General features: G+C 72.4%; 19 protein-coding genes and 1 pseudogene. 11 read left to right on the top strand and 9 right to left on the bottom strand.

Annotated features, from left to right (window positions below):
• Positions 1–42: 42 nt before the first annotated feature.
• From ACH4S9_RS22480 to miaA, 4 genes are all read right to left on the bottom strand, one after another.
• Complete coding sequence (locus ACH4S9_RS22480) at positions 43–2,235, bottom strand: RelA/SpoT family protein (RefSeq protein WP_398373671.1); 2,193 nt, start codon at positions 2,233–2,235, stop codon at positions 43–45.
• 136 nt (positions 2,236–2,371) lie between these two features.
• Positions 2,372–3,286 carry a diaminopimelate epimerase gene (gene dapF, locus ACH4S9_RS22475; RefSeq protein ID WP_311723806.1) on the bottom strand — a complete coding sequence of 305 codons (915 nt, stop codon included), beginning with the start codon at positions 3,284–3,286 and terminating at the stop codon, positions 2,372–2,374.
• A gap of 112 nt (positions 3,287–3,398) precedes the next feature.
• Positions 3,399–3,926: a hypothetical protein gene (locus tag ACH4S9_RS22470; protein ID WP_385342226.1), complete on the bottom strand. Its 528-nt coding sequence runs from the start codon at positions 3,924–3,926 to the stop codon at positions 3,399–3,401.
• 107 nt (positions 3,927–4,033) lie between these two features.
• A complete protein-coding gene (gene miaA / locus ACH4S9_RS22465; RefSeq protein WP_311723808.1) occupies positions 4,034–4,972 on the bottom strand; it encodes a tRNA (adenosine(37)-N6)-dimethylallyltransferase MiaA in 939 nt (312 codons plus the stop codon).
• A gap of 120 nt (positions 4,973–5,092) precedes the next feature.
• Between miaA and ACH4S9_RS22460 the strand changes: the two genes are divergently transcribed.
• Positions 5,093–5,419 (top strand): hypothetical protein, encoded by a 327-nt coding sequence (locus tag ACH4S9_RS22460; RefSeq protein ID WP_311723809.1) that lies wholly within the window; start codon positions 5,093–5,095, stop codon positions 5,417–5,419.
• Between the two features lie 24 nt (positions 5,420–5,443).
• Positions 5,444–5,698 (top strand): antitoxin, encoded by a 255-nt coding sequence (locus ACH4S9_RS22455; protein ID WP_311723810.1) that lies wholly within the window; start codon positions 5,444–5,446, stop codon positions 5,696–5,698.
• A gap of 81 nt (positions 5,699–5,779) precedes the next feature.
• Here ACH4S9_RS22455 and ACH4S9_RS22450 read toward each other — a convergent pair whose 3' ends face one another.
• Together ACH4S9_RS22450 and miaB are read right to left on the bottom strand one after the other, a co-directional pair.
• The gene (locus ACH4S9_RS22450; protein WP_398373670.1) at positions 5,780–6,508 is read right to left on the bottom strand and encodes a class III extradiol dioxygenase subunit B-like domain-containing protein; all 729 of its coding nucleotides are present in this window, start codon (positions 6,506–6,508) and stop codon (positions 5,780–5,782) included.
• A 128-nt stretch (positions 6,509–6,636) separates the two neighbouring features.
• Positions 6,637–8,154 (bottom strand): tRNA (N6-isopentenyl adenosine(37)-C2)-methylthiotransferase MiaB, encoded by a 1,518-nt coding sequence (gene miaB / locus ACH4S9_RS22445; protein WP_361186094.1) that lies wholly within the window; start codon positions 8,152–8,154, stop codon positions 6,637–6,639.
• 127 nt (positions 8,155–8,281) lie between these two features.
• On the opposite strand from miaB, the gene ACH4S9_RS22440 reads away from it, so the two are divergent.
• Entirely contained in the window at positions 8,282–9,280 is a 999-nt protein-coding gene (locus ACH4S9_RS22440) for a TAXI family TRAP transporter solute-binding subunit (protein ID WP_311723813.1), read from the top strand.
• Between the two features lie 80 nt (positions 9,281–9,360).
• On the opposite strand, the gene ACH4S9_RS22435 is transcribed toward ACH4S9_RS22440, so the two are convergent.
• Both ACH4S9_RS22435 and ACH4S9_RS22430 read right to left on the bottom strand, forming a co-directional pair.
• Entirely contained in the window at positions 9,361–10,767 is a 1,407-nt protein-coding gene (locus ACH4S9_RS22435) for a HAMP domain-containing sensor histidine kinase (protein WP_358846268.1), read from the bottom strand.
• A 21-nt stretch (positions 10,768–10,788) separates the two neighbouring features.
• Positions 10,789–11,499, bottom strand: coding sequence for a response regulator transcription factor (locus ACH4S9_RS22430; RefSeq protein WP_311723815.1), 711 nt, complete (start codon positions 11,497–11,499; stop codon positions 10,789–10,791).
• A gap of 273 nt (positions 11,500–11,772) precedes the next feature.
• Here ACH4S9_RS22430 and ACH4S9_RS22425 point away from each other — a divergent pair, with 273 nt between their 5' ends.
• From ACH4S9_RS22425 to ACH4S9_RS22390, 8 genes are all read left to right on the top strand, one after another.
• On the top strand, positions 11,773–12,549 hold the full coding sequence (locus ACH4S9_RS22425; RefSeq protein ID WP_311723816.1) for an amino acid ABC transporter ATP-binding protein: 777 nt from the start codon (positions 11,773–11,775) through the stop codon (positions 12,547–12,549).
• 106 nt (positions 12,550–12,655) lie between these two features.
• Entirely contained in the window at positions 12,656–13,561 is a 906-nt protein-coding gene (locus ACH4S9_RS22420; RefSeq protein ID WP_311723817.1) for a glutamate ABC transporter substrate-binding protein, read from the top strand.
• Between the two features lie 72 nt (positions 13,562–13,633).
• Positions 13,634–14,281, top strand: coding sequence for an amino acid ABC transporter permease (locus ACH4S9_RS22415; RefSeq protein WP_311723818.1), 648 nt, complete (start codon positions 13,634–13,636; stop codon positions 14,279–14,281).
• Positions 14,278–15,219 carry an amino acid ABC transporter permease gene (locus tag ACH4S9_RS22410; protein ID WP_311723819.1) on the top strand — a complete coding sequence of 314 codons (942 nt, stop codon included), beginning with the start codon at positions 14,278–14,280 and terminating at the stop codon, positions 15,217–15,219. The genes ACH4S9_RS22415 and ACH4S9_RS22410 overlap by 4 nt, the downstream gene beginning before the upstream one ends.
• Before the next feature lie 175 nt (positions 15,220–15,394).
• Complete coding sequence (locus ACH4S9_RS22405; protein WP_398373669.1) at positions 15,395–17,137, top strand: FAD-dependent monooxygenase; 1,743 nt, start codon at positions 15,395–15,397, stop codon at positions 17,135–17,137.
• A gap of 104 nt (positions 17,138–17,241) precedes the next feature.
• On the top strand, positions 17,242–17,331 hold the full coding sequence (locus tag ACH4S9_RS22400; RefSeq protein WP_352132105.1) for a putative leader peptide: 90 nt from the start codon (positions 17,242–17,244) through the stop codon (positions 17,329–17,331).
• 60 nt (positions 17,332–17,391) lie between these two features.
• Positions 17,392–17,949, top strand: coding sequence for a cysteine dioxygenase (locus ACH4S9_RS22395; RefSeq protein ID WP_398373668.1), 558 nt, complete (start codon positions 17,392–17,394; stop codon positions 17,947–17,949).
• Between the two features lie 4 nt (positions 17,950–17,953).
• Complete coding sequence (locus ACH4S9_RS22390; RefSeq protein ID WP_358846260.1) at positions 17,954–18,346, top strand: rhodanese-like domain-containing protein; 393 nt, start codon at positions 17,954–17,956, stop codon at positions 18,344–18,346.
• A gap of 49 nt (positions 18,347–18,395) precedes the next feature.
• Here ACH4S9_RS22390 and ACH4S9_RS22385 read toward each other — a convergent pair.
• Positions 18,396–20,950 (bottom strand): annotated as a pseudogene (locus ACH4S9_RS22385) (ABC transporter permease).
• Positions 20,951–21,069 lie beyond the last annotated feature (119 nt).

Raw genomic sequence — 21,069 nt, 5'->3', positions numbered from 1 at the left:
AACTCCACCCGAATGGGGGTTCGGGCCTTGGCTCCGGCCGGTTCAGGACCGCGCCGCCGCCATCCGCCGGCCAGCCCGCGTCACGTCGTAGACCCCGGGCACATCGCGCATGGCGCGCATCAGCGTCGGCAGCCGGCCGGGGTCGGGCAGCTGGAGCGTGTACGTATGGCGGACGCGCTGCTCGCGGGGCGGCTCGACGGCGGCCGAGACCACGGCCGCGCCCTCGGCGGCGATGGCCTCGGTGAGGTCGGCCAGCAGACGGGGTCTGCTGAACGCCTCGGCCAGGAGGGTCACGCGGTAGTCGCCCCCGTCGCTCTCCTCCCCCTCCAGCCAGCGCACCCCGACCGTGCTCCGCCCGGCCGCCGTCATACGGGCCACCGCGGGGCACTGCTCGCGGTGCACGGTGACGGCCCCGCCGCGCACCGCGAAGCCGATGACCACGTCCGGGGGCACGGGGGTGCAGCAGCCGGCCAGTCGCACGGCCGCGCCGGGCAGGTCCGCGGCGATGCCGGTGGCGACCGCCTCCCGCACCGCGGCCCCACCGGACGCGCCGCCTCCGCCGGCCGTGCCGCTCCCGGCGGCCCCGGCGGGGTCCTCGGCCGGTGCGGGGCCCGGGCCGGTGGCCGGCTGGGGCTGCTGCCGCTCCGGGTTGGCCGCGAGCCAGCGGCTGATGGCGATGCGCGCGGCCGGCGTGCGGGCGTGGTCGAGCCACTCGGGCGAGGGCCCCGAGGAGGCGGCGTCCCGGGTGTCGCGCGCCATGAGCAGCTGAAGCATGTCGCCGTCGCGCAGCACGGTGCTCAGCGTCGCGATACGGCCGTTGACCCTGGCGCCGATGCAGTCGTGGGCGGCCTCGCCGTACTGGGCGTACGCGGCGTCCACACAGCTGGCCCCCGCGGGCAGGCCCAGCGTGCCGCCGTCGGCCCGGAAGACGGTGATCTCCCGGTCCTGGGCGAGCTCGGCGCGCAGCGAGGACCAGAACGTGTCGGGGTCGGGGGTGGCGCTCTGCCAGGCCAGCAGCCGCGACAGCCAGCCGGGGCGGGTGGGGTCGGCGCGCTCGCCGTCGGGCGCGTCGGCGGCCTCCGACGGCGCGTTCGGCGCGTAGGGATTGCCGAGGGCGATCACCCCGGCCTCGGCGACCTGGTGCATCTGGTGGGTGCGGATGAGGACTTCGGCGACCTCGCCGTCGCGCCCGGCCACCGCCGTGTGCAGCGACTGGTACAGGTTGAACTTGGGGACCGCGATGAAGTCCTTGAACTCCGAGATGACCGGGGTGAAGCAGGTGTGCAGCTCGCCGAGGACCGCGTAGCAGTCCGCGTCCTCCGAGACGAGGACGAGCAGCCGGCCGAGGTCGGAGCCGGTCAGCTCGCCGCGCTTGAGGCCCACTCGGTAGACGGATACGAAGTGCCGGGGCCGGACGAGGACTTCGGCGGCGATGCCCGCCTCGTGCAGCACGGCGCGTACGTCCTCGGCGGCGCGGGCGAGCGGGTCCGGACGGCCCGCGTGCTCCAGCAGCAGCTCGCGGGTGCGGGCGTACTCCGCGGGGTGGAGGATGGCGAAGACCAGGTCCTCCAGCTCGGTCTTGAGCGCCTGTACGCCCAGCCGCTCGGCGAGCGGAATCAGCACATCGCGGGTGACCTTGGCGATGCGCGCCTGTTTCTCGGGGCGCATCACACCGAGGGTGCGCATGTTGTGCAGGCGGTCGGCGAGCTTGATGGACATCACGCGCACGTCGTTGCCGGTGGCGACCAGCATCTTGCGGAACGTCTCGGGCTCGGCCGCCGCGCCGTAGTCGACCTTCTCCAACTTGGTGACGCCGTCGACGAGATAGCGGACCTCCTCACCGAACTGCTCGCCCACCTGATCCAGCGTCACATCGGTGTCCTCGACCGTGTCGTGGAGGAGTGACGCCGTCAAGGTCGTGGTCTCGGCGCCCAGTTCGGCGAGGATGAGGGTGACCGCGAGCGGATGGGTGATGTACGGCTCGCCGCTCTTGCGCATCTGGCCGCGGTGCGAGGACTCGGCGAGCACATACGCCTGGCGCAGTACGTCGAGATCGGCCCCGGGGTGGTGGGCCCGGTGCACCTTGGCCACATGCTCGATCGCGTCCGGCAGGCGGCCGCGGGCGGGCGAGCCCGACAGCGCGGCCCTGCTGAACCTGCGGAGATTGCGCAGGTCGATGCGCGGGAGGCCGCGCCTGCGGCCGAGAGCGGCGTGGTCGGTGGCCTCTGCGCTCATGGGCACCTCCGGCGGCGTCGAGCGTCAACCGGCGTGGGCACTCCCCCTGGGCCGGTGCTTGATGCTACCGAGCCCATCACGCACGGCCGACCGGCTCTCGCCCAGAGTGAAATGGATCACCCATTGGGGTGAACTCTCAGGCGACGGCCGTGTCCAGCCAGGCAGGGTCGATCTCGCCCTCGGCGACGATCACGGCCGGGCCGGTCATCTCCACCGTACCGTCCGGGAGTTCGCTGATCACCAGGCGTCCGCCGGGGACGTCCACGGTGTAGGTGACGGGGTGGCCCTCGGCCGCGGGGTCGGCTCCGTCCCTGCGGGCGGCGGCAACCATCACGGCGCAGGCGCCGGTGCCGCAGGATCGGGTCTCGCCGGAGCCGCGCTCATGCACCCGCATCGCCACATGGCGCGGGCCGCGGTCGACCACGAACTCGACGTTGGTGCCGTGCGGATACGCGGAGCCGGGGGTCACCCCGGGGGCGTCGAGCAGGCGCCCCGCCTGGCCGAGGTCGTCGACGAACGCGACCGCGTGCGGGTTGCCCATGTCCACGTGGCGGGCGGGCCAGCTGTGCTCGCCGACGGTGACCGTGATCGGGCCGTCGGGGCCGGGCTCGGGCAGCAGGGCCTTGCCCATCCGGACGGTGATCGCCCCGCCGTGGCCTTCGGCGCCGCCGGGGCCGTCCTTGGCGATATGGACGCGGCGCACTCCGGCGCGGGTGGCGACCGCGAGATCGCCGGGCTCGACGAGCCCGGCCCGCTCCAGATAGCGGGCGAAGACGCGGACTCCGTTGCCGCACATCTCGGCGACGCTGCCGTCGCTGTTGCGGTAGTCCATGAACCACTCGGCCTCGTCGGCCATGGCCCGGGCCTCGGGGTGCGCCGAGGACCGTACGACGCGGATCAGCCCGTCACCGCCGATGCCGGCCCGGCGGTCGCAGATGCGGGCGACGGCGGCCGGGGACAGCTCGAGCCGGCCGTCCGGGTCGGGGACGATGACGAAGTCGTTCTCGGTGCCGTGGCCCTTGAGGAAGGTCGGCCGGGGCGCGTCGTTCATCCCTCGATCCTACGGGGCGCCCGGGACGAGTGCTCCGAGAGGGCTCGCCACCAGCGGTGACCACGAGCGGGGCGCCACCGGCGGTGACCGGCGGAGGCGCTACCGGCGGGGATCAGCGCAGGCGGGCCACGCGCCAGATGGTGAGGGTGGCCAGCACCGCCACAACCGCCACGTACAGCAGGATGAACCGCCAGTCGGGGCGGCGCCCGGAGCCCCGGGGCGGCAGCCCCGGCCAGGTGTAGCCCACGCGACGGGCGGCCATCAGGCCCCATCCGGCGGCGCAGCAGCTCAACAGCAGCCCGAGCATGGCGACCACCGCCCCGCCGTCGCCGAACTCGAAGGCGAGCGGGAAGGCGAACATCAGCGAGCCCAGGATGGCGAGGCCGACGATCGGCGCGATCTGCCAGATCCGGAACCGGCGCGGCGGACGCAGCTCGCTGAAGGACTCACCGGGGGCGGGGAGCCCCTCGATGCCGTCGTCGATGGCCGGGGCGCCGGGCTCAGCCGAGACCGCGTCGCCGCCAGGACCGTCGGAAGTGAGGTCCGGACCGTCGGAGGCGAGGTCAGGGCCGTCGGAGGTGAGCGGACCCGGGTCGCCGTGGGGCGACTGCTGCGATACGTCGCGAGGGCCGGCCTCCATCGCCACCCGCCCTCCCAACTCCTGAACAACAGCACGATCGGAGCTCGATGATGGCATGCCCGCACGGGCCGGTATGGCACACGGAGCGTCCCGATGCCATCACGTGATCAGGCTGTGACCGCCCGGTCCACCAACGCCAGCGCGTCGTGCAAAAGCTCCCCGCGGCGGGCGACCGCGCCGCTGAGCCAGTGGACGCGCGGGTCGCGCCGGAACCAGGAGTCCTGGCGTCGCGCAAACCGTTTGGTGGCCCGCACGGTCTCGGCCCGGGCCTGGTCCTCGCCGTACTCCCCGGCCAGCGCGGAAAGCACTTGCTGATAGCCCAGGGCGCGGGACGCGGTGCGGCCGTCGCGCAGCCCGGCGCCCTCCAGCCGGCGCACCTCGTCCACGAGCCCGGCCTCCCACATCCGGTCCACGCGCACCGCGATCCGCTCGTCCAGCTCGGGGCGCTCGACGTCGACGCCGATCTGAAGGGTGTCGTAGACGGCCTCGTGGCCCGGCAGATTCGCGGTGAAGGGGCGGCCGGTGATCTCGATCACCTCGAGCGCCCGCACCACCCGCCGGCCATTGCTGGGCAGGATCGCGCGAGCCGCCTCGGGGTCGGCGGCGGCGAGCCGGGCGTGCAGCGCACCCGAGCCGAGCTCCGCCAGCTCGGCCTCGAGCCGGGCCCGGACGGCCGGGTCCGTGCCGGGGAACTCGAGGGCGTCGATCGCACCGCGGATGTAGAGCCCCGAGCCGCCGACCAGGACGGGGGTGCGGCCCTCCGAGAGCAGCCGGTCGATCTCGGCGCGGGCCAGCCGCTGGTACTCGGCGACGCTGGCGGTCCGGGTGACGTCCCAGATGTCCAGCAGCCGGTGCGGCACCCCTTGCCGCTCCTCCTCGGTCAGCTTGGCGGTGCCGATGTCCATGCCCCGGTAGAGCTGCATGGAGTCGGCGTTGACCACCTCGCCGCCGAGGTGGCGGGCGAGGGCGACGCCCAGGTCGGACTTTCCGGCCGCGGTGGGGCCGACGACGGCGATGACGCTGGGTGGGGGGCCTGGGGTATTCACCGGACCAGTCTCGCAAACCCTGGACCGCCTACTCGAACGAGCTACGTGACGGGACACCTCCGGGGTCGTTGCCTGAGCGGCACGCGATATCGCCCGCACGAGTAGGGTATGGAGATAGTTATGGGTGTTTTTGATTGGTTTCGCCGAGGTCCCAAGGAGGCGAGCCGATCGCCCGAGGCGTCAACCGAGCAGCCCGAGGCCCACACCTCGGTGGACGGAGTGACGGCCGGCGCCGCTGACGAGGCGGGGCCGGAGCACGCCGGGGCGGCTGCCCCGGCGGGCGAGGCCATCGGTATTCCGAAGCAGCAGTCCAAGCAGGAGGCCGATGCCGCGCGGGAGCCCGTGCGGGAGACTGAACAGGAGCCCACGCGGGAAGCCGAGCAGGAGGCCGTACAGGAATCGCTCGGCGCCGCGGACAGCGAGACCGACGAGAGTGCCCGCAGATAGTCATTGACCGAGGGAAGGTGGCCCATGAGCGTGCTGGACAACCTCAAGGCCAAGGCCGGAGTCATGAAGGACAAGGCCGCCGGCTTCACACGGCAGCACGAGGAGAAGATCGAGCGCGGCTTGGACAAGGCCGTCAAGACGGTCGACACCAAGACCAAGGGCAAGTACCGCGACAAGCTCGAGAACAGTGCGGACAAGGCCAAGGGCGCCCTCGGCCGCTTCTCCCACGGGCAAGAGGGCGGGGGCAAGGCCAAGGGCGACGAGCGGCCCAGCGCCTGAGCCCCTCCGGCGAACGGCCGCGGAGCGCCCGCTCCGCGGCCGCGCCCATGCCCGCTCTCGTACCCGCTCCCGCGAGGGCCGCTACGACCACATCGCGACGAAATACCCCACGCCGTACGGCGCTCCCTCATACCGCAACTCCCCCTTCAGCGCGGCCCCCTCGCCCGCGCCCGCGAGCACCTGCAACGGCGCCCGGCCCGCCGCCTTCAGCTCGGCCGCCAGCTCCTCGTCCAGCTCGGCGAGCGCGGCGATGTCCGCCGCGCCCAGCGCCCGCGCCACCTCCGCGTCGAAGGCGGCCGCCCGGTCGTCGAGATAGCCCGGAGCCTTCAGCGTCCGGCACGCGCTGCCGTCGCCCATCACCAGCAGCGCGACCCGCTCGGCCTGTGCCGCCAGTTCCCTTCCGACTTCTCTACACCGCTCGGCCGCCAGAGGTTCCCCCACGCCCAGCCCCTCGACCGGCGCGGCCTGCCACCGCGCGCGCTCCAGCAGCCACGCGGCCACGGCCAGCGAGGGCGGCAGCGTCCGCTCGGAGGCCTCGGCCCCGGCTCCGGCCTCGCCCCAGCCGCCGAGCCGTACGTCCAGGTCCACCCCGAAGCCGCCGAACGACCCGGGCGTGCCCTGCGGGTGCGGGCCGCGCCCGTCGCACTCCGCGGGCCCCACGACGATCAGCCGCTCCGGCCGCGCCGCGGCCAGCACCCCGACCGCGTCCAGGCACGCCGCGCGCAGCGCGGCCAGCTCACCGGCCGCCCCGGCGGCGACCTCGGGCACCAGCAGCGGTGGACAGGGGCAGACAGCGGCGGCGATCAGCATGATCGCCAGCCTATCCGGCAGGCTCGGGCCGGGGCTCCGAGTCCCACAGCAGCTCGGCCACCCGGAACCGCCGGCAGTAGTTGCCCGTCGCGGCCTCCGGCACCATCAGGAAGACGTCGCCGTCCCGCTCAGTCGCAGCCGCAGCCCGCGGCGGGCGCGGGGACCGGCGGCGGGGCGCCGACCGTCGGCAGGCCCAGCATCACGCCCGCGGGCTTCTTCTCCTCGGCCGCGTTGCGCCGCTCCCACGCGTCGCCCGCACGGGTGCGCCGCACGCCCTTGGCCGGGCCCTCGGCGAGCAGGTGGTGCGGTGCCGCGTAGGTGAGGTCCACGGTGACGACATCCCCCGGACGGACGCTCTCCTCGGGCCGCGCGAAGTGGACGAGGCGGTTGTCGGGGGCGCGGCCGGACAGCCGCCGGGTGGCGCCGTCCTTACGGCCCTCGCCCTCCGCGACCAGCACCTCCACGGTCCGGCCGATCTGCTTCTTGTTCTCCTCCCAGGAGATCTCCTCCTGGAGGGCGACCAGCCGCTCGTAGCGCTCCTGGACGACGGCCTTCGGCACCTGCCCGTCCATCTCGGCGGCCGGCGTGCCGGGCCGCTTGGAGTACTGGAAGGTGAACGCCTGGGCGAAGCGCGCCTCGCGCACGACGTGCAGGGTCTGCTCGAAGTCGGCATCGGTCTCGCCGGGGAAGCCGACGATGATGTCGGTCGAGATCGCGGCGTCCGGCATGGCGGCGCGCACCTTCTCGATGATCCCGAGGTAGCGCTCCTGCCGGTAGGAGCGGCGCATCGCCTTCAGCACGGTGTCCGAGCCGGACTGGAGCGGCATGTGCAGCTGGGGCATCACGTTGTCCGTCTCGGCCATGGCGGCGATGACGTCGTCCGTGAAGTCGCGCGGGTGCGGCGAGGTGAAGCGGACCCGCTCCAGGCCCGCCACCTTCCCGCAGGCGCGCAGCAGCTTGCTGAACGCCTCGCGGTCGCCGATGTCGGACCCGTACGCGTTCACGTTCTGGCCCAGCAGGGTGATCTCGCTGACGCCCTCGGCGACCAGCGCCTCCACCTCGGCGAGGATGTCGCCCGGACGGCGGTCCTTCTCCTTGCCGCGCAGCGCCGGGACGATGCAGAACGTGCAGGTGTTGTTGCAGCCGACGGAGATCGAGACCCACGCCGCGTACGCCGACTCACGCCGCGTCGGAAGGGTGGAGGGGAATGCCTCCAGGGACTCGGCGATCTCGACCTGGGCCTCTTCCTGGATCCGGGCGCGCTCCAGCAGCACCGGCAGGCTGCCGATGTTGTGCGTGCCGAAGACCACGTCGACCCAAGGAGCCTTCTTGACGATGGTGTCGCGGTCCTTCTGGGCCAGGCACCCGCCGACGGCGATCTGCATGCCGGGCCGCCCGGCCTTGATGGGCGCCAGCCGGCCGAGGTTGCCGTACAGCCTGTTGTCGGCGTTCTCCCGCACCGCGCAGGTGTTGAACACGACGACATCGGCGAAGGCCTCGTCGCCCTCACCCACGCCCTCGGGCGCGCGGACATAGCCGGCCTCCTCCAAGAGGCCGGAAAGCCGCTCGGAGTCGTGGACGTTCATCTGGCACCCGTAGGTGCGCACCTCGTAGGTCTTCAAACCGGCTACCTCGCTGCTGCTCACCCATCCAGGGTAAGGGGCGGCGATCAGGCCACCGTGCCGAATCGGGAAGGCCGCGTTTGAGGCCGCATACGGCCACCGACGGCCCCCGCCTCCCCACAGGGCCGGGGGGACTGTCATGATCCTGCGCATGGCCGTCCGTCTTCCGCGCCTCGGCCGGCGCCGCGCGCTTCAGTCCGCCGCCGCCGGAGCCGTCGCGCTCGCCCTGCTCCTGTGGTGGCTGGTGCCGATCGGGGACGACGAGTCGCCCCACGGCCCGGTGACCTTCGCGACCGGAGTGCCCACCGGGGTCTACGAGACCTACGGCAAGATGCTGCGCCGCGACCTCGCCCGGGACCTCCCCGGCCTGGACGTGACGCTCCAGCGCAGCAAGGGGTCCCCGGACAACGTCCGGCGGCTCGCCGAGGGCCGGGCCACGTTCGCCATCGCCGCCACCGACGCGGTGGCCGCCTACCGTGAGCAGGGCGGCAAGGGCTCCGAGCGGCTGCGCGCCTGCGCGCGGCTGTACGACGACTACATGCAGCTGGTGGTGCCCAGGGGCTCCCGGGTGCGGTCCACCCGGGACCTCAAGAACCTGCGGGTCGGCGTCGGCGAGGACGACTCGGGTGTACAGCTGATCGCCAAGTCGCTGCTCAAGGCCGCCGGGCTCGACATGGACAAGAACGTCACGGCCGTGCGCGAGGGCATCGACCGGATGCCTGCCCTCCTGAAGGAGGACAAGCTGGATGCCTTCTTCTGGTCCGGCGGACTGCCGACGACCGCCGTGCGCACCCTGGCCGAGGACTTCCCGATCCGGCTGGTCCAGCTCGGCGACCTCATCGGCCCGCTGCACAGCCAGGGCGGCGTGACCCGCTACTACAGGGCGGCGGCCGTGCCCGCCGACGCGTACGCGGACATGCGCCAGAAGGACGCCATCAAGACCATCGCGGTGCCGAACCTCCTGGTCACCACGGACCGGGTGGACCCCGCGCTCGCGGAGGCCGTCACCCGGACCGTGATAGAGAACCGGGACCGCATCGGCTCCAAGGTGCACGCGGCGCAGAAGGTGGACCTTCGCACCGCGATCTTCACCGACCCGCTGGAACTCCACGCGGGCGCGGCGCGCTACTACCGCTCGGTCAAGCCGTAGGGCCCACCGCCCACACCCGGCCCGCCCCTACTGCGACCCTCTACTGCGACCCCCTACCGCGACGCCGTACCGGGGCCCGCCTAGTGCGGCCCGGTGCGCGGCACGGTGATCGTCACGCGCAGCCCGCACGGCTCGTTGGGGGCGTACTCGATGGAGGCGCCACCCGCGGCGAGCAGCGCCCGGGAGATCGACAGCCCCAGGCCGGAGCCGTTGATGTTCTGATGGCGGCCGCTGCGCCAGAAGCGGTCGCCGATGCGCGCGAGCTCGTCCTCGGTGAGGCCGGGGCCGCCGTCGGCGACGACTATGGCGACCGTGTCCCCGTCCGGCTGGGCGGAGACCCGCACGTCCGCGCCCGCCGGAGTGAACTTCAGCGCGTTGTCCACGACGGCGTCCAGCGCGCTGGACAGCGCCACCGGGTCGGCCCAGCCGGCCACGGCCGACGGGCCCTCGTAGGAGAGGCGGACGCCTTCCCGCTCGGCGAGCGGGAGCCAGGCGTCGACCCGGTCGGCGGCGAGCTCGGCGATGTCGGTGAGCTTGAGGTCGGTGGTGGAGTGCTCGGCCAGGGCCAGGTCCAGGAGGTCGTCCAGGACCTGGGCGAGGCGCTTGCCCTCGGTGCGCACCGAGGCGATCTCCTCGTGGCCGTCGGGCAGGTCGAGGGCCAGCAGCTCGATGCGCAGCAGCAGCGCGGACAGCGGGTTGCGCAGCTGGTGGGAGGCGTCGGCGACGAACGCACGCTGCTGTTCGAGGACTTCCTCGACGTTGTCGGCCATCTCGTTGAAGGAGCGGGCCAGGCGGCGCAGCTCGGGCGGCCCGGAGGCGGCCGCGACGCGCGACTGCATACGCCCGGTGGCGATGTCGTGGGTGGCGGTGTCGAGGATCCGTACGGGCCTCAGCACCCAGCCGGTGAGCCGGAAGGCCGCCCCGACCGCCAGGAGCATCGCGGCGGCCTCCCCCGCGGCGATCACCAGCCACCCGTGCAGGGTGCGCGACCGCATCTGCCCGGTGGGCGAGTCGGTGACCACGACGGCCACCACGTCGCCGTCGCGCACCACGGGGGAGGCGACGGTGAGCCGGCCCCGCTGCCAGGGCCAGACCTGGTCCGGGTCATGGCTGCGACGGCCCTGGAGGGCCTCCTCGAACGCCTCGGCGCCGTCCCCGGCCTTGGGGAGCCGCCAGCCGTCGGGCGCCTGGGCCATGGGCTTGCCGCTCCGGTAGAAGACGCCGGCCCGGATGCCGTACAGGGCGTGGTAGCGCCGGAGTTCAGCCTTCAGGGTGCTGAGCCGTTCGTCGTCCTCCGCGCTGGCGGCCGCGGCCGGCCCGGCCGTGACGAACTGCGCGAGCGCGGCGAACCGCGCGGTGTCGTCGATCCGGTCGACGACCACGCGCTGCTGCTCGCGGGCGGCCACGCTGCCCGCGAGCGGGAAGCCGAGCGCGAGCAGCACGCCGGCCATGAGGACGATGAGGAGCGGGAGAAGTCGGGTGCGCACGGGGAGAAGTCTCTCGGGTCCTCAGCTCGCCGGTGACACCAGGCGGTACCCGACGCCGCGAACCGTCTCGATCAGCGCGGGCATGCGCAGCTTGGAGCGGAGCGAGGCGACGTGCACCTCCAGGGTGCGCCCGGTCCCCTCCCAACTGGTCCGCCACACCTCGCTGATGATCTGCTCCCGCCGGAAGACGACGCCGGGGCGCTGGGCGAGCAGCGCCAGCAAGTCGAACTCCTTACGGGTGAGCGAGATGGTCGTACCCTCCACCGCGACCTGCCGGGTGGCCAGATCGAGGGTGACGGGGCCGATCCGCAGGGGTGCGTTGCGGCTCTCGGTGCCCTCCTCGGAGGCCGGGGCGGGGTCGGCCGGAAGCGTGCGCCGACTCACAGCGTGGATCCGGGCGAGCAGCTCCATGGTGTCGTAGGGTTTGACCACATAGTCGTCGGCACCGAGGTGGAGACCATGGATGCGGGATCTTACATCCGCCCGCGCGGTCACCATGATCACGGGAGTGGTGGTCCGCTTGCGGATTTTGCCGCACACCTGGAAGCCGTCCTGGTCCGGCAGCCCGAGGTCGAGGAGCACAACGCCGAACGGCGGCCCCGAGTCGGGCAGCAGCGCTCTGAGCGCCTCCTCACCGCTTCTGGCGTGCGTAACTTCGAAACCGTGCCTCGCGAGCACCGCGGAGAGAGCCGCGGCGACATGGTTGTCGTCCTCGACGAGCAGCAGCCTCACCGAGCCTTCCACCACCTTTCCACAGAGTGGCGCATGCGTTTCGCCAACATGGCCACAGGGCATCCACGCCCAGTAGACGCGTGCTCGTCAAGACGCATCTAGTCACACTTAGGTTTCCGTTATGTAGCCGGTACGGCAGCCTCGGACCGCGTTCACACAGAGTGCCGCTCCGCTGCCGGATCGTTATCCTCAATTTCCGCTCAGATGTAATGACGCTGGTCTCGGCGGCCCCCTAAGGTCCTCCCAACCGAGGAGGACGGAGCGAAACGCCGAATGAGCGAAGTACCGGTGACCAAGGACGCAACTCCCGTTGCGGACGCGTTGGTTGCGCTGTCAGGAGTCAACAAGCACTTCGGCGCGCTGCATGTGCTCCAGGACATCAACCTGAACATCGCACGGGGCGAAGTGGTCGTTGTGATCGGCCCTTCCGGGTCCGGCAAGTCGACCCTCTGCCGCACCATCAACCGCCTGGAGACAATCGACTCCGGCACCATCACGATCGACGGCAAGCCACTGCCTCAAGAGGGCAAGGAGCTCGCCCGGCTGCGCGCCGACGTCGGCATGGTCTTCCAGTCTTTCAACCTTTTCGCGCACAAGACGGTGCTCGAAAACGTGATGCTGGGCCAGCAGAAGGTGCGCAAGACAGACAAGAAGACCGCCGAGGAGAAGGCCCGCACGCTGCTCGACCGAGTGGGCGTGGGCAAGCAGGCGGACAAGTACCCCGCGCAGATGTCCGGTGGTCAGCAGCAGCGCGTGGCCATCGCCCGAGCGCTGGCCATGGACCCCAAGGCGATCCTGTTCGACGAGCCGACCTCCGCGCTCGACCCGGAGATGATCAACGAGGTGCTGGACGTCATGCAGCAGCTCGCCCGGGACGGTATGACGATGGTCGTCGTCACCCACGAGATGGGCTTCGCGCGCTCCGCCGCGAACCGGGTGGTCTTCATGGCCGACGGCCGGATCGTCGAAGAGGCCGAGCCCGAGGAGTTCTTCAACAACCCCCGCAGCGACCGGGCCAAGGACTTCCTGTCGAAGATCCTTCACCACTGAGGCACCACTGAGGCCCATACCCGGGTCCCCCGCACCTGGCTTCACCACTGAGCCCCGCACGGCTCACCTTCTGCACGCACGCACAACAAAACCTGAGGGATGCACGATGAGAATTCGTAAGACGGCCGCAGCGGCTTCGGTGGTTCTGGCTCTGGCGGCGACCGCTGCCTGCGGTGGCAAGGAAGGCACGGCCGGCGACAAGCCCAAGGGCGGCGAGGTCGTCAGCGGCGACTACACCGTCGCCAAGGACGTGAAGCTGGACTCGCCGACCCTCAAGGCGGCCCAGAAGCGCGGCAAGCTCATCATCGGCGCCAAGGCCGACCAGCCCTACCTCGGCTTCGAGGACACCACCGGCAAGCGCTCCGGCTTCGACATCGAGATCGCCAAGATGGTCGCCGCCGACCTGGGCTTCTCCGAGGACCAGATCGAGTTCAAGACGGTCGACTCCAACGTCCGCGAGACCTCCATCTCCAAGGGCCAGGTCGACTACTACGTCGGCACCTACACGATCAACGACGAGCGCAAGAAGCAGGTCGGCTTCGCAGGCCCGTACTACGTGGCCGGCGCGGACCTGCTGGTGCGCAAGGACGACAAGGACATCACCGGCCCGGACGCCGTCAAGGGCAAGAAGGTCTGTTCCATCGTCGGCTCCACTCCGCTCCAGGAGATCAAGAAGCCGAAGTACGGCGCCAAGACCACCGAGCTCGGCAAGTACTCGCTGTGCGTCAAGCAGCTGCTGGACGGCCAGGTGGACGCGGTCACCACCGATGACGCGATCCTCAAGGGCTACGCGGCCCAGCGTCCGAGCAAGCTCAAGGTCGTCGGCAAGCCGTTCACCGAGGAGCCCTACGGCGTCGGCATGAACAAGGACGACAAGGTGCTGCGCGACGCGATCTCCGACGCGCTCGAGAAGCACATCGGGAACGGCGACTACAAGAAGGCGTACGAGGGCACGCTCGGCAAGTCCGGCTCCGCCTACGTCGCCCCGAAGACCCCCCTGCCGCGCTACTGAGCCGGTTCTCCCCGTACGCCCTGAAGCCGGTGCGATCCGTCGTGCTGCCCTGACCGCTAGCGCGGAGAACAGATGAACCTACTCTTCGATTACTTCCCTGAGTTCCGCGACGGGTTCCTCGGCACCCTGTCGCTGACCGCGGCCAGCGCGGCGCTCGCCCTCATCCTCGGCATCATCATGGCCGGCTTCAGGGTGTCCCCCATACCGCCGCTGCGTGCCTTCGGCACCGCCTGGGTCACGCTGCTGCGGAACACCCCGCTGACCCTGCTGTTCCTGATCACGTTCTTCGTGATCCCCCAGATCCTCTTCCCCGGGACGAGCCCCTACAAGCTCGCGGTGGGGGCGCTGGGCTGCTACACCTCGACGTTCGTCTGCGAGGCGGTGCGCTCCGGCATCGGCACGGTGCCGATCGGGCAGGCCGAGGCGGCCCGAAGCCTGGGGATGACCTTCTTCCAGACCCTGCGGATGATCGTCCTGCCGCAGGCCACCCGGACCGTGATCCCGCCGCTGAGCAGCATATTCATCGCCCTCACCAAGAACTCCGCGATCGCGGGCGCCTTCAGCAACACCGAGCTGTTCAGCGTCTCGAAGCTGCTGAGTGACAAGGGGTACGCGATCGCCTGGATCTTCCTGTGGATCGCGCTCAGCTACCTGGTCATCACCTTCACCATCAGCGGGCTCTTCCGGCTGCTGGAGCGCCGCATGGAGGTGGCCCGATGAGCGCAAGCGTCCTGTACGACTCGCCCGGTCCCAAGGCCCGTATCCGCAACCGCGTGTACTCGGTCATCGGCACTCTCGCCGTGATCGGCCTGATCGCCTTCATCGCCATACGGCTGAACGACAAGGGTCAGTTCGCGCCGGAGATGTGGGACATCTTCAACTACGCGGGTGTCCAGAACGACATCATCGACGGCCTGCTGACCACCCTCCAGGTGTTCGCCGTGGCCGCGGTGCTGTCGGTGGCGCTCGGCGTGGTGCTCGCCGTCGGCCGGCTCTCGGACCACAAGTGGGTCCGAGTGTTCACGACCGGATTCATCGAGCTGTTCCGGGCCGTCCCGCTGCTGATCACCATCTACGCCCTGTGGGTGCTCTTCCTCACCTACAAGAACGATCTGGGGTTCACCGGCGACGGGACGGAGTTCTGGGCCCTGGTCGTCGGCCTGACGGTCTACAACGGCTCGGTGCAGGCCGAGGTGTTGCGGGCGGGCATCAACTCGGTGCCCAAGGGGCAGCGTGAGGCCGCCTACGCCCTGGGTATGCGCAAGACCCAGGTCATGATGACCATCCTGATTCCGCAGGGTGTCCGCGCGATGCTGCCGACCATCATCAGCCAGCTGGTGGTCACCTTGAAGGACACCTCGCTCGGCTATGTCATCACGTACCAGGAACTGCTGTACAAGATGCAGCACATCGCCGAGGTGACCGTCGTCAACGACGAGAGCCCCTACGTTCCGGTGATCATCGTCGGCGGTGTGATCTATGTGGCCCTGTGTCTGGCGCTGTCCGCCCTGGCCACCTGGATCGAGCGGCGCGGTCGGCGCGCCAAGAGCGGTATAGCGGTCGCACCGGCCGAGCAGCCGGTCGCGGCGGGAGACGCTCTGGACGTCGTCGACCAGGCCGAGGTGGCCGGACCGGCCGACACGGCGGCGAAGAACTGACCGTATACCCGGTCCGATATCCGGTCCGACGGGGGCGGTGGCGTACGCGCCACCGCCCCCGTCGCTTGACGCGGGGACCCGCAGTGGGTTGCATACTTTGTGTGATCGCGCACCGGGTTTCAACTGCCAGTTTCCTCAACTCACGTACGTCCCGCAGGGTCACCGGAACCGCGCCGTGGACCCGGTGATCGTCGCCGGGGCGGGCCCGGTCGGCCTCGCCCTGACCCTCGCGCTCGCGCGCGCCGAGGTGCCCGTCATCCTGCTCGACGAGAGCCAGGGCGGCGACGAGCGCCGCCCCGCCCGTACGGCCGTGCTGCGCCCCGACACCGCCGCCCTGCTGGAGCGGCTGGGCTGCCGGGCCGCCCACGCGGCCGAGCCGTGGACCGGCTGGCGCACCCTGCGGCGGCGGCAGCTGGTCCGGCATGTGTCCCTGGTGCCCGGTCGGCCGTTCCTGCCCGGCCGGAGGGACAGCCCCGGCGGTAACGGCTATGGCTATGACGTCGGCCCCGACGCCGGGACGGTGGGCGACGAGCCGGAGGCGGAGCTGCCCTCGCCGCTGCACCTGCCCCAGCACGAGCTCACCGGCGCCCTGCGCGCCGCGCTGGCCACCATCCCCGGCGAGGACCTGGTCCGGATCGTCCCGGGCACCCGCCTGGACACCCTGGAACAGGATCCCCGGGGCGTCAGCATCCGCACACGGGGCGCCCAGAGCACCTGGTGGCGGGGCAGTTATGTGATCGGCTGCGACGGGCCCCGGTCCACCATCCGCAAGCTCCTGGGCGTGCGCTTCCCGGGGCGCACCGCGGTGGAGCGGCACGCGGTCGCCGCGCTGCGCGCCGAACTCCCCTGGCCCGGCGAGGCCGTGCTGCACCGCTCCCCGCCGTGGCGCACCCTCGACGCGGAGGTGACCGCCCGCCCGCTGCCGCGCGGCGTCTGGCGGCTGGACTGGCTGCTGCCGCCGGGCCGCGACCTGGTCACGCCGGACGCGCTGGTCGCGCGGGTGCGCGACACCCTCACGGGGTGGTCCGGCGACCCCGCGCTCCCCTACGAGCTTCTGGACACCGGCGTGCACACCGTGCACCACCGGCTCGCGCTCCGCTGGCGCGCCGGCCGGGCCTTCCTCGCCGGGGACGCCGCCCATCTGCTCGGCGCGCTCGGCACCCAGGGGCTCGACGAGGGCATGCGGGACGTCGGCAACCTCTCCTGGAAGCTGGCCCTCGCCTGGCATCACGGGGCGTCGGACGCGCTGCTCGACAGCTATCAGGCCGAGCGGCGCGGCGCCGTGAGCGCCCGGCTGCGCGCCGCGGACCAGGCGCTGCCGCTGGTGCGGGCCTCCGGCGGCTGGCACGCGATGCGGCGCTCCGTGCTGCCCGGCGCGGTCCGTGCCCACGACGAGCTGCTCACCGACGGCCATCTGGGGCGCGGTCCCCTGGGCGAGCCACCGGTCCACCGCCGCTCGCCCCTCACGCCCGCGGCGGCCCCCGAGGGGTCGATCACAGTCGACACCGAGATCGGCGCGCTCGCCGCCGATGTGCCGGTGACCGCGTCGGACGGATCGCTCACCCGGCTGTGGGCGCGGCTGGGGCGGGAGCTGCTGGTCGTCCTCGTCGCCCCCGGCACGGGCGTGTGGGACCGCCGTCACTGGCTGCGCGCGGGGCTGATGCCCCGGCTGGCGGCGGCCGTCGCGGCGCTGCCGATGCGGGCCGAGCTGCTGGTCGCCGAGGAGTACCCGGGTGCCCCGGCCCACACCGTGCTGCTGGTGCGGCCCGACGGGCACCTGGTCGCGGCGCTGTCCGGGGTGCGCCCGGCCGAGCTGTACGCGTGCGCGGACGCGGCGCTGGGCGGGAGGGCCGCGAGGGGCGGCGGCGCAGAGGAGGCGTCGGCGGAGGCGGAGGCGGGAACGACGGCGCACCGGTAGGGCGGCGCGCGGCAGTGTGCGCGCCGGGGTGCGTGGCAGGGGGCGTCCGCGGAGTGGACAGCAGTAGTTGACCTTGCTTTCCGCCCCGTGGTTGAGTACGCCTCGTGACCGACACTCAGCTGCCGCGCTTCTGGCGGAGAGTCCATGTGGACCTCGTCCGCTACGCGGGCTGCGTCTGTCGCCCCTCCTGTTGATCGGCTTTTTCCCGCGCGGCCAGGGCCGCGCCCCTTTCGCGATCACTCAGGACGGTCTCAGTGCCCGACGTAAGCACATCCTCCCCCGCCCGGCCCTCGGCACCCGCCGGGTCCCCCGCCGACGCCTCGCCCGGCCCGGCCGAGCTCCTCGAGTTCGCCCGCCGTACCGCCGCCGACGCCGCGCTCGTCGACTCCCTCCCCCTCGACCCGGAGGGCCGCACCTGGCTGCGGCTCGAGGGGCCGGGCGGCAGCGAGGCGTGGCTGATCGGCTGGCCTCCCGGCACCGGCACCGGCTGGCACGACCACGGCGGCTCGCACGGCGCGTTCGTCACGGCGGCCGGTCAGCTGCGCGAGCAGTCGCTCGCCGCGCGCCTGCCCACCGAGGGCTGGAAGACCCTTGAGCTGGCCGACGACGTCGACCGTGAGCGGTCGCTTCCCGCCGGACAGGGGCGGGCCTTCGGACCGCACCACGTCCACGAGGTGCTCAACACCTCCACGGAGCGGCACGCGGTCTCGGTACACGCCTATTACCCGCCGCTGCCGCTGATGCGCCGCTACAGCCGCACCGGACAGGTGCTGCGGCTGGAACAGGTCGAGCTGCCGGGTGAGTGGGAGTGATCCGATGAGCGCGAAGCGGAGCATCGACGAACTGCTGGCCGAGGCCCGTACGGGCCTGGACCGCCTCGGGCCCGCGGAGGCCGCGGCGGCACAGGCCGAGGGCGGGCTGCTCGTGGACATACGGTACGCCGCCCTGCGGGAGCGCGACGGGACCATCCCGGGCGCGCTGATCGTCGAGCGGAACGAACTGGAGTGGCGGCTCGACCCGCTGTGCGACCACCGGCTGCCCGAGGCCACGGACCACGATCTGCGGATCGTGGTCGTGTGCAACGAGGGGTACGCGTCCAGCCTCGCGGCGGTCTCGCTGCGGCAGCTCGGGCTGTCGCGCGCCACAGACCTGGTGGGCGGCTTCCAGGCGTGGCGCGCGGCGGGCCTGCCGGTGAGTCCTCACCCGTGAAACCTGTGAACCCCGTGAAACCTGCGCTCCAGGCCCGTCGGCCGCCCGCTCACTCCTTGGCCGAGGCCAGGTCCACCGGACGGGCCGTCAGCGCCAGCCGCCCGGGCAGCACCGTCGCCGCGAAGGCCAGCAGGGCCGCGAGGCCCAGCACGAGCCCGTAGGCGAGCGGGACGACGGTGGGCGCCGCGCCGCCCGTCATGCCGACGCTGAACGCGGTCAGGACGGCCAGCGCCGTGCCGGTCCCCAGGACGGCCGCGATCAGCAGCAGGCCCGCCGTCTCGATCCGCAGCATCCGCAGCACCTGGCGCCGGGTGGCCCCGGCCAGCCTGAGCATCGCGAACTCCCGGCCGCGCTCGGCGGTGGACATGGCCAGGGTGTTGACGACGGCGATGGCGGTGAAGGCCACGATGAGGCCCATCGCGATGTAGTCGACCTCCGCGTTCGACCGCGCGGTCGCGGCCCGCAGCTCCTCGACCCGGTCCGGGGCCAGGACCCGTACCCCCGGAAAGTCCCGCACGGCCTTCGCCAGGCCGGCCCGCGTGGCGTGGTCCGCGGCCACGAGTACCGACGAGGCCAGCGGATTGTCGACATGCCGCGCCACCAGGTCATGGGGCATGGTCAGATCGCCGAAGCCCAGTCCGCGGGCGTAGACGGCGACGACCGTGAGGGCGGCGCGGGTGCCGTCCCCGAGCGTGAGCTTCAACGTGTCGCCGGGAGCCAGGCCCAGGCCGTCGGCCGCGACCTCGCTGACGGCCACCGTGCCGTCGCCGAAGCGGGCCAGGGAGCCGCGGGTCACGTCCGGGTCCCAGGTCCGGGTCAGCCCCTCGGGGGTGACGCCCTGAGCCGGGTACTTGTCGAGGCCGACGCGCACGGTAGTCCGCACCACCTCGGTCGCCGCCGTGACGCCCGGCGTCCCGCGGACCGCGGTGGCCGCCGCCCCGGGCACGCCCGGCCCCTGGGAGGCGAGCGTCCAGTCGGCGCGGTTGCCGTCCCTGGCCTGGCGGCGGGCGGCGTCGTCGAGCGTGGGGTGGAGGAAGAGGACCGTGGCGGCCATGCCGATCAGCAGCACGAGCGGGGTGACGGCGGTGGCCATCCGGGTGGCGTTGCCGCGCAGGTTGGCGGCGGCCAGCCGGCCCCAGGGCCGGGCCATGCGCAGCGGCAGCGCCAGGATGGCCACCGCCATGCGGACGATCAGCGGGCCGAGCAGCGCGACGGCCCCGGCGAGGACGACGACGGCGAGGTAGGTGACGGGCGTCGAGGCGGGCTCGGTGTGCAGATGGCCGAGGAGTACGACCAGGACCACGCCCCCGGCCAGCAGCGCCAGCCCGGCCAGCACCCGCCCCAGGGCCGGGCGGGGGCGCTCGACCGCGGCCTCGGAGAGGGCCTCGGCGGGCCGGATGCGGACGATCCGGCGGGCGGAGATGCGGGCCGCCGCCCAGGCGCCGAACAGCGTGGTGCCCACGGCTGCGGCCATCGGGAAGAGGCCGACCGCGAGGTGCAGGGTGGCGGGGACGGCGCCGGTCGCCACGAACCGGCCGTACAGCCAGTGGGCGAGCGGCAGTCCGGCGAGCGAGCCCAGGATGCCCGCCACCAGGCCGACGACGAGGGCCTCCCGGCCGAGGAGGCGGCGGATCTGGCCCGGGGTGGCGGCGATGGCGCGGAGCAGGGCGATCTCACGGTGGCGCTGCTGGATGGAGAGGGCGAAGGTGCCGACCACGACCAGGATCGCGACCAGCAGCGAGGTGCCGCCCATGGCGCCGCCCATGCTGACCAGGCGGGTACGGGCGGCCGCCGCGTCGGGGAACTCGGCGGGTCCGCGGTCGCCGCCGGTGTGGACCCGGGCCTTGGTGCCGCTCAGGGCCGCGGCGAGGTCCTGCTTCAGCCGGGCCGGGTCCGTGCCCGGTTCGGCCAGCACGCCGATGGCGGCGATCCGGCCGGGGCGGGCGGCGAGCCGGTCGGCCTCGGCGTCGGTGAAGAACAGGCTGGTCTGCCGGCGCAGATCGCCGTCGGCGGGCGCGGCGATACCGGTGACGCGGTAGGCGCGGGGGCGGCGGTGGACTGGACGGTGAGCCGGTCGCCGGGCTCGAGACCGGCGCGGGCCGCGAGTTCGCGGTCGACGACGACATCCCCGGCTGAGCGCGGGGCGCTGCCGCGGGTGAGGGCGAACGGGGTGAGCGGCGCGGAGCTCCAGGCGTGGCCGTACGAGGGAGTGTCGCCGGGACCGGTCAGAACGCGGTCGTCGGGCGTCACCGCGTAGGCGGGGAAGGTGAGTTCGGGGACGGCCCGGCGCACGCCGGGGACGCGCTGGACGGTGCGCACCGTGTCATACGGCAGCCAGACATGCTCGGCCAGCGGCTTGGCCTTGTGCTTGACCTTCGTCTTGCCCTTCTTGTGCTTGACGGTGGTCTTGTGCACGTTCTGGTCGGCCGAGACGACGACAGGGGTCGCGGCATAGCGCTCGGTGGCAATGGAGCCGCGCAGGCCCGTCTCCAGCAGCACACCACAGGCGGTGATCAGAGCCGAGGCGCAGACCAACGCGAGCAGCGCGCCGATGAATCCGCCCTTGCGGGCGCGCAGGGTTCGTATCGCGTAGCGCAGCATCATGGCCCGCTGCGTGGGGTGCTCTGTCATGAGCGCACCATTCCACGGGGCCGGGGTCGGGGGCGCTCCTGCCGACCGGCCTCTTGATCGTCGGGTTAACCCCCCTTCCCCACGACCGGCGG

It is taken from the genome of Streptomyces sp. NPDC021225, from assembly GCF_044332865.1.
Lineage (GTDB): Bacteria > Actinomycetota > Actinomycetes > Streptomycetales > Streptomycetaceae > Streptomyces.
This window is presented reverse-complemented; position numbering and strand designations above follow the sequence as displayed.

Coding starts and splice junctions, on each gene's coding strand:
- ACH4S9_RS22480 (WP_398373671.1), bottom strand. CDS start 2,235: ATGAGCGCAGAGGCCACCGACCACGCCGCTCTCGGCCGCAGGCGCGGC.
- dapF (WP_311723806.1), bottom strand. CDS start 3,286: ATGAACGACGCGCCCCGGCCGACCTTCCTCAAGGGCCACGGCACCGAG.
- ACH4S9_RS22470 (WP_385342226.1), bottom strand. CDS start 3,926: ATGGAGGCCGGCCCTCGCGACGTATCGCAGCAGTCGCCCCACGGCGAC.
- ACH4S9_RS22460 (WP_311723809.1), top strand. CDS start 5,093: ATGGGTGTTTTTGATTGGTTTCGCCGAGGTCCCAAGGAGGCGAGCCGA.
- ACH4S9_RS22455 (WP_311723810.1), top strand. CDS start 5,444: ATGAGCGTGCTGGACAACCTCAAGGCCAAGGCCGGAGTCATGAAGGAC.
- ACH4S9_RS22450 (WP_398373670.1), bottom strand. CDS start 6,508: ATGCTGATCGCCGCCGCTGTCTGCCCCTGTCCACCGCTGCTGGTGCCC.
- ACH4S9_RS22440 (WP_311723813.1), top strand. CDS start 8,282: ATGGCCGTCCGTCTTCCGCGCCTCGGCCGGCGCCGCGCGCTTCAGTCC.
- ACH4S9_RS22425 (WP_311723816.1), top strand. CDS start 11,773: ATGAGCGAAGTACCGGTGACCAAGGACGCAACTCCCGTTGCGGACGCG.
- ACH4S9_RS22420 (WP_311723817.1), top strand. CDS start 12,656: ATGAGAATTCGTAAGACGGCCGCAGCGGCTTCGGTGGTTCTGGCTCTG.
- ACH4S9_RS22415 (WP_311723818.1), top strand. CDS start 13,634: ATGAACCTACTCTTCGATTACTTCCCTGAGTTCCGCGACGGGTTCCTC.
- ACH4S9_RS22410 (WP_311723819.1), top strand. CDS start 14,278: ATGAGCGCAAGCGTCCTGTACGACTCGCCCGGTCCCAAGGCCCGTATC.
- ACH4S9_RS22390 (WP_358846260.1), top strand. CDS start 17,954: ATGAGCGCGAAGCGGAGCATCGACGAACTGCTGGCCGAGGCCCGTACG.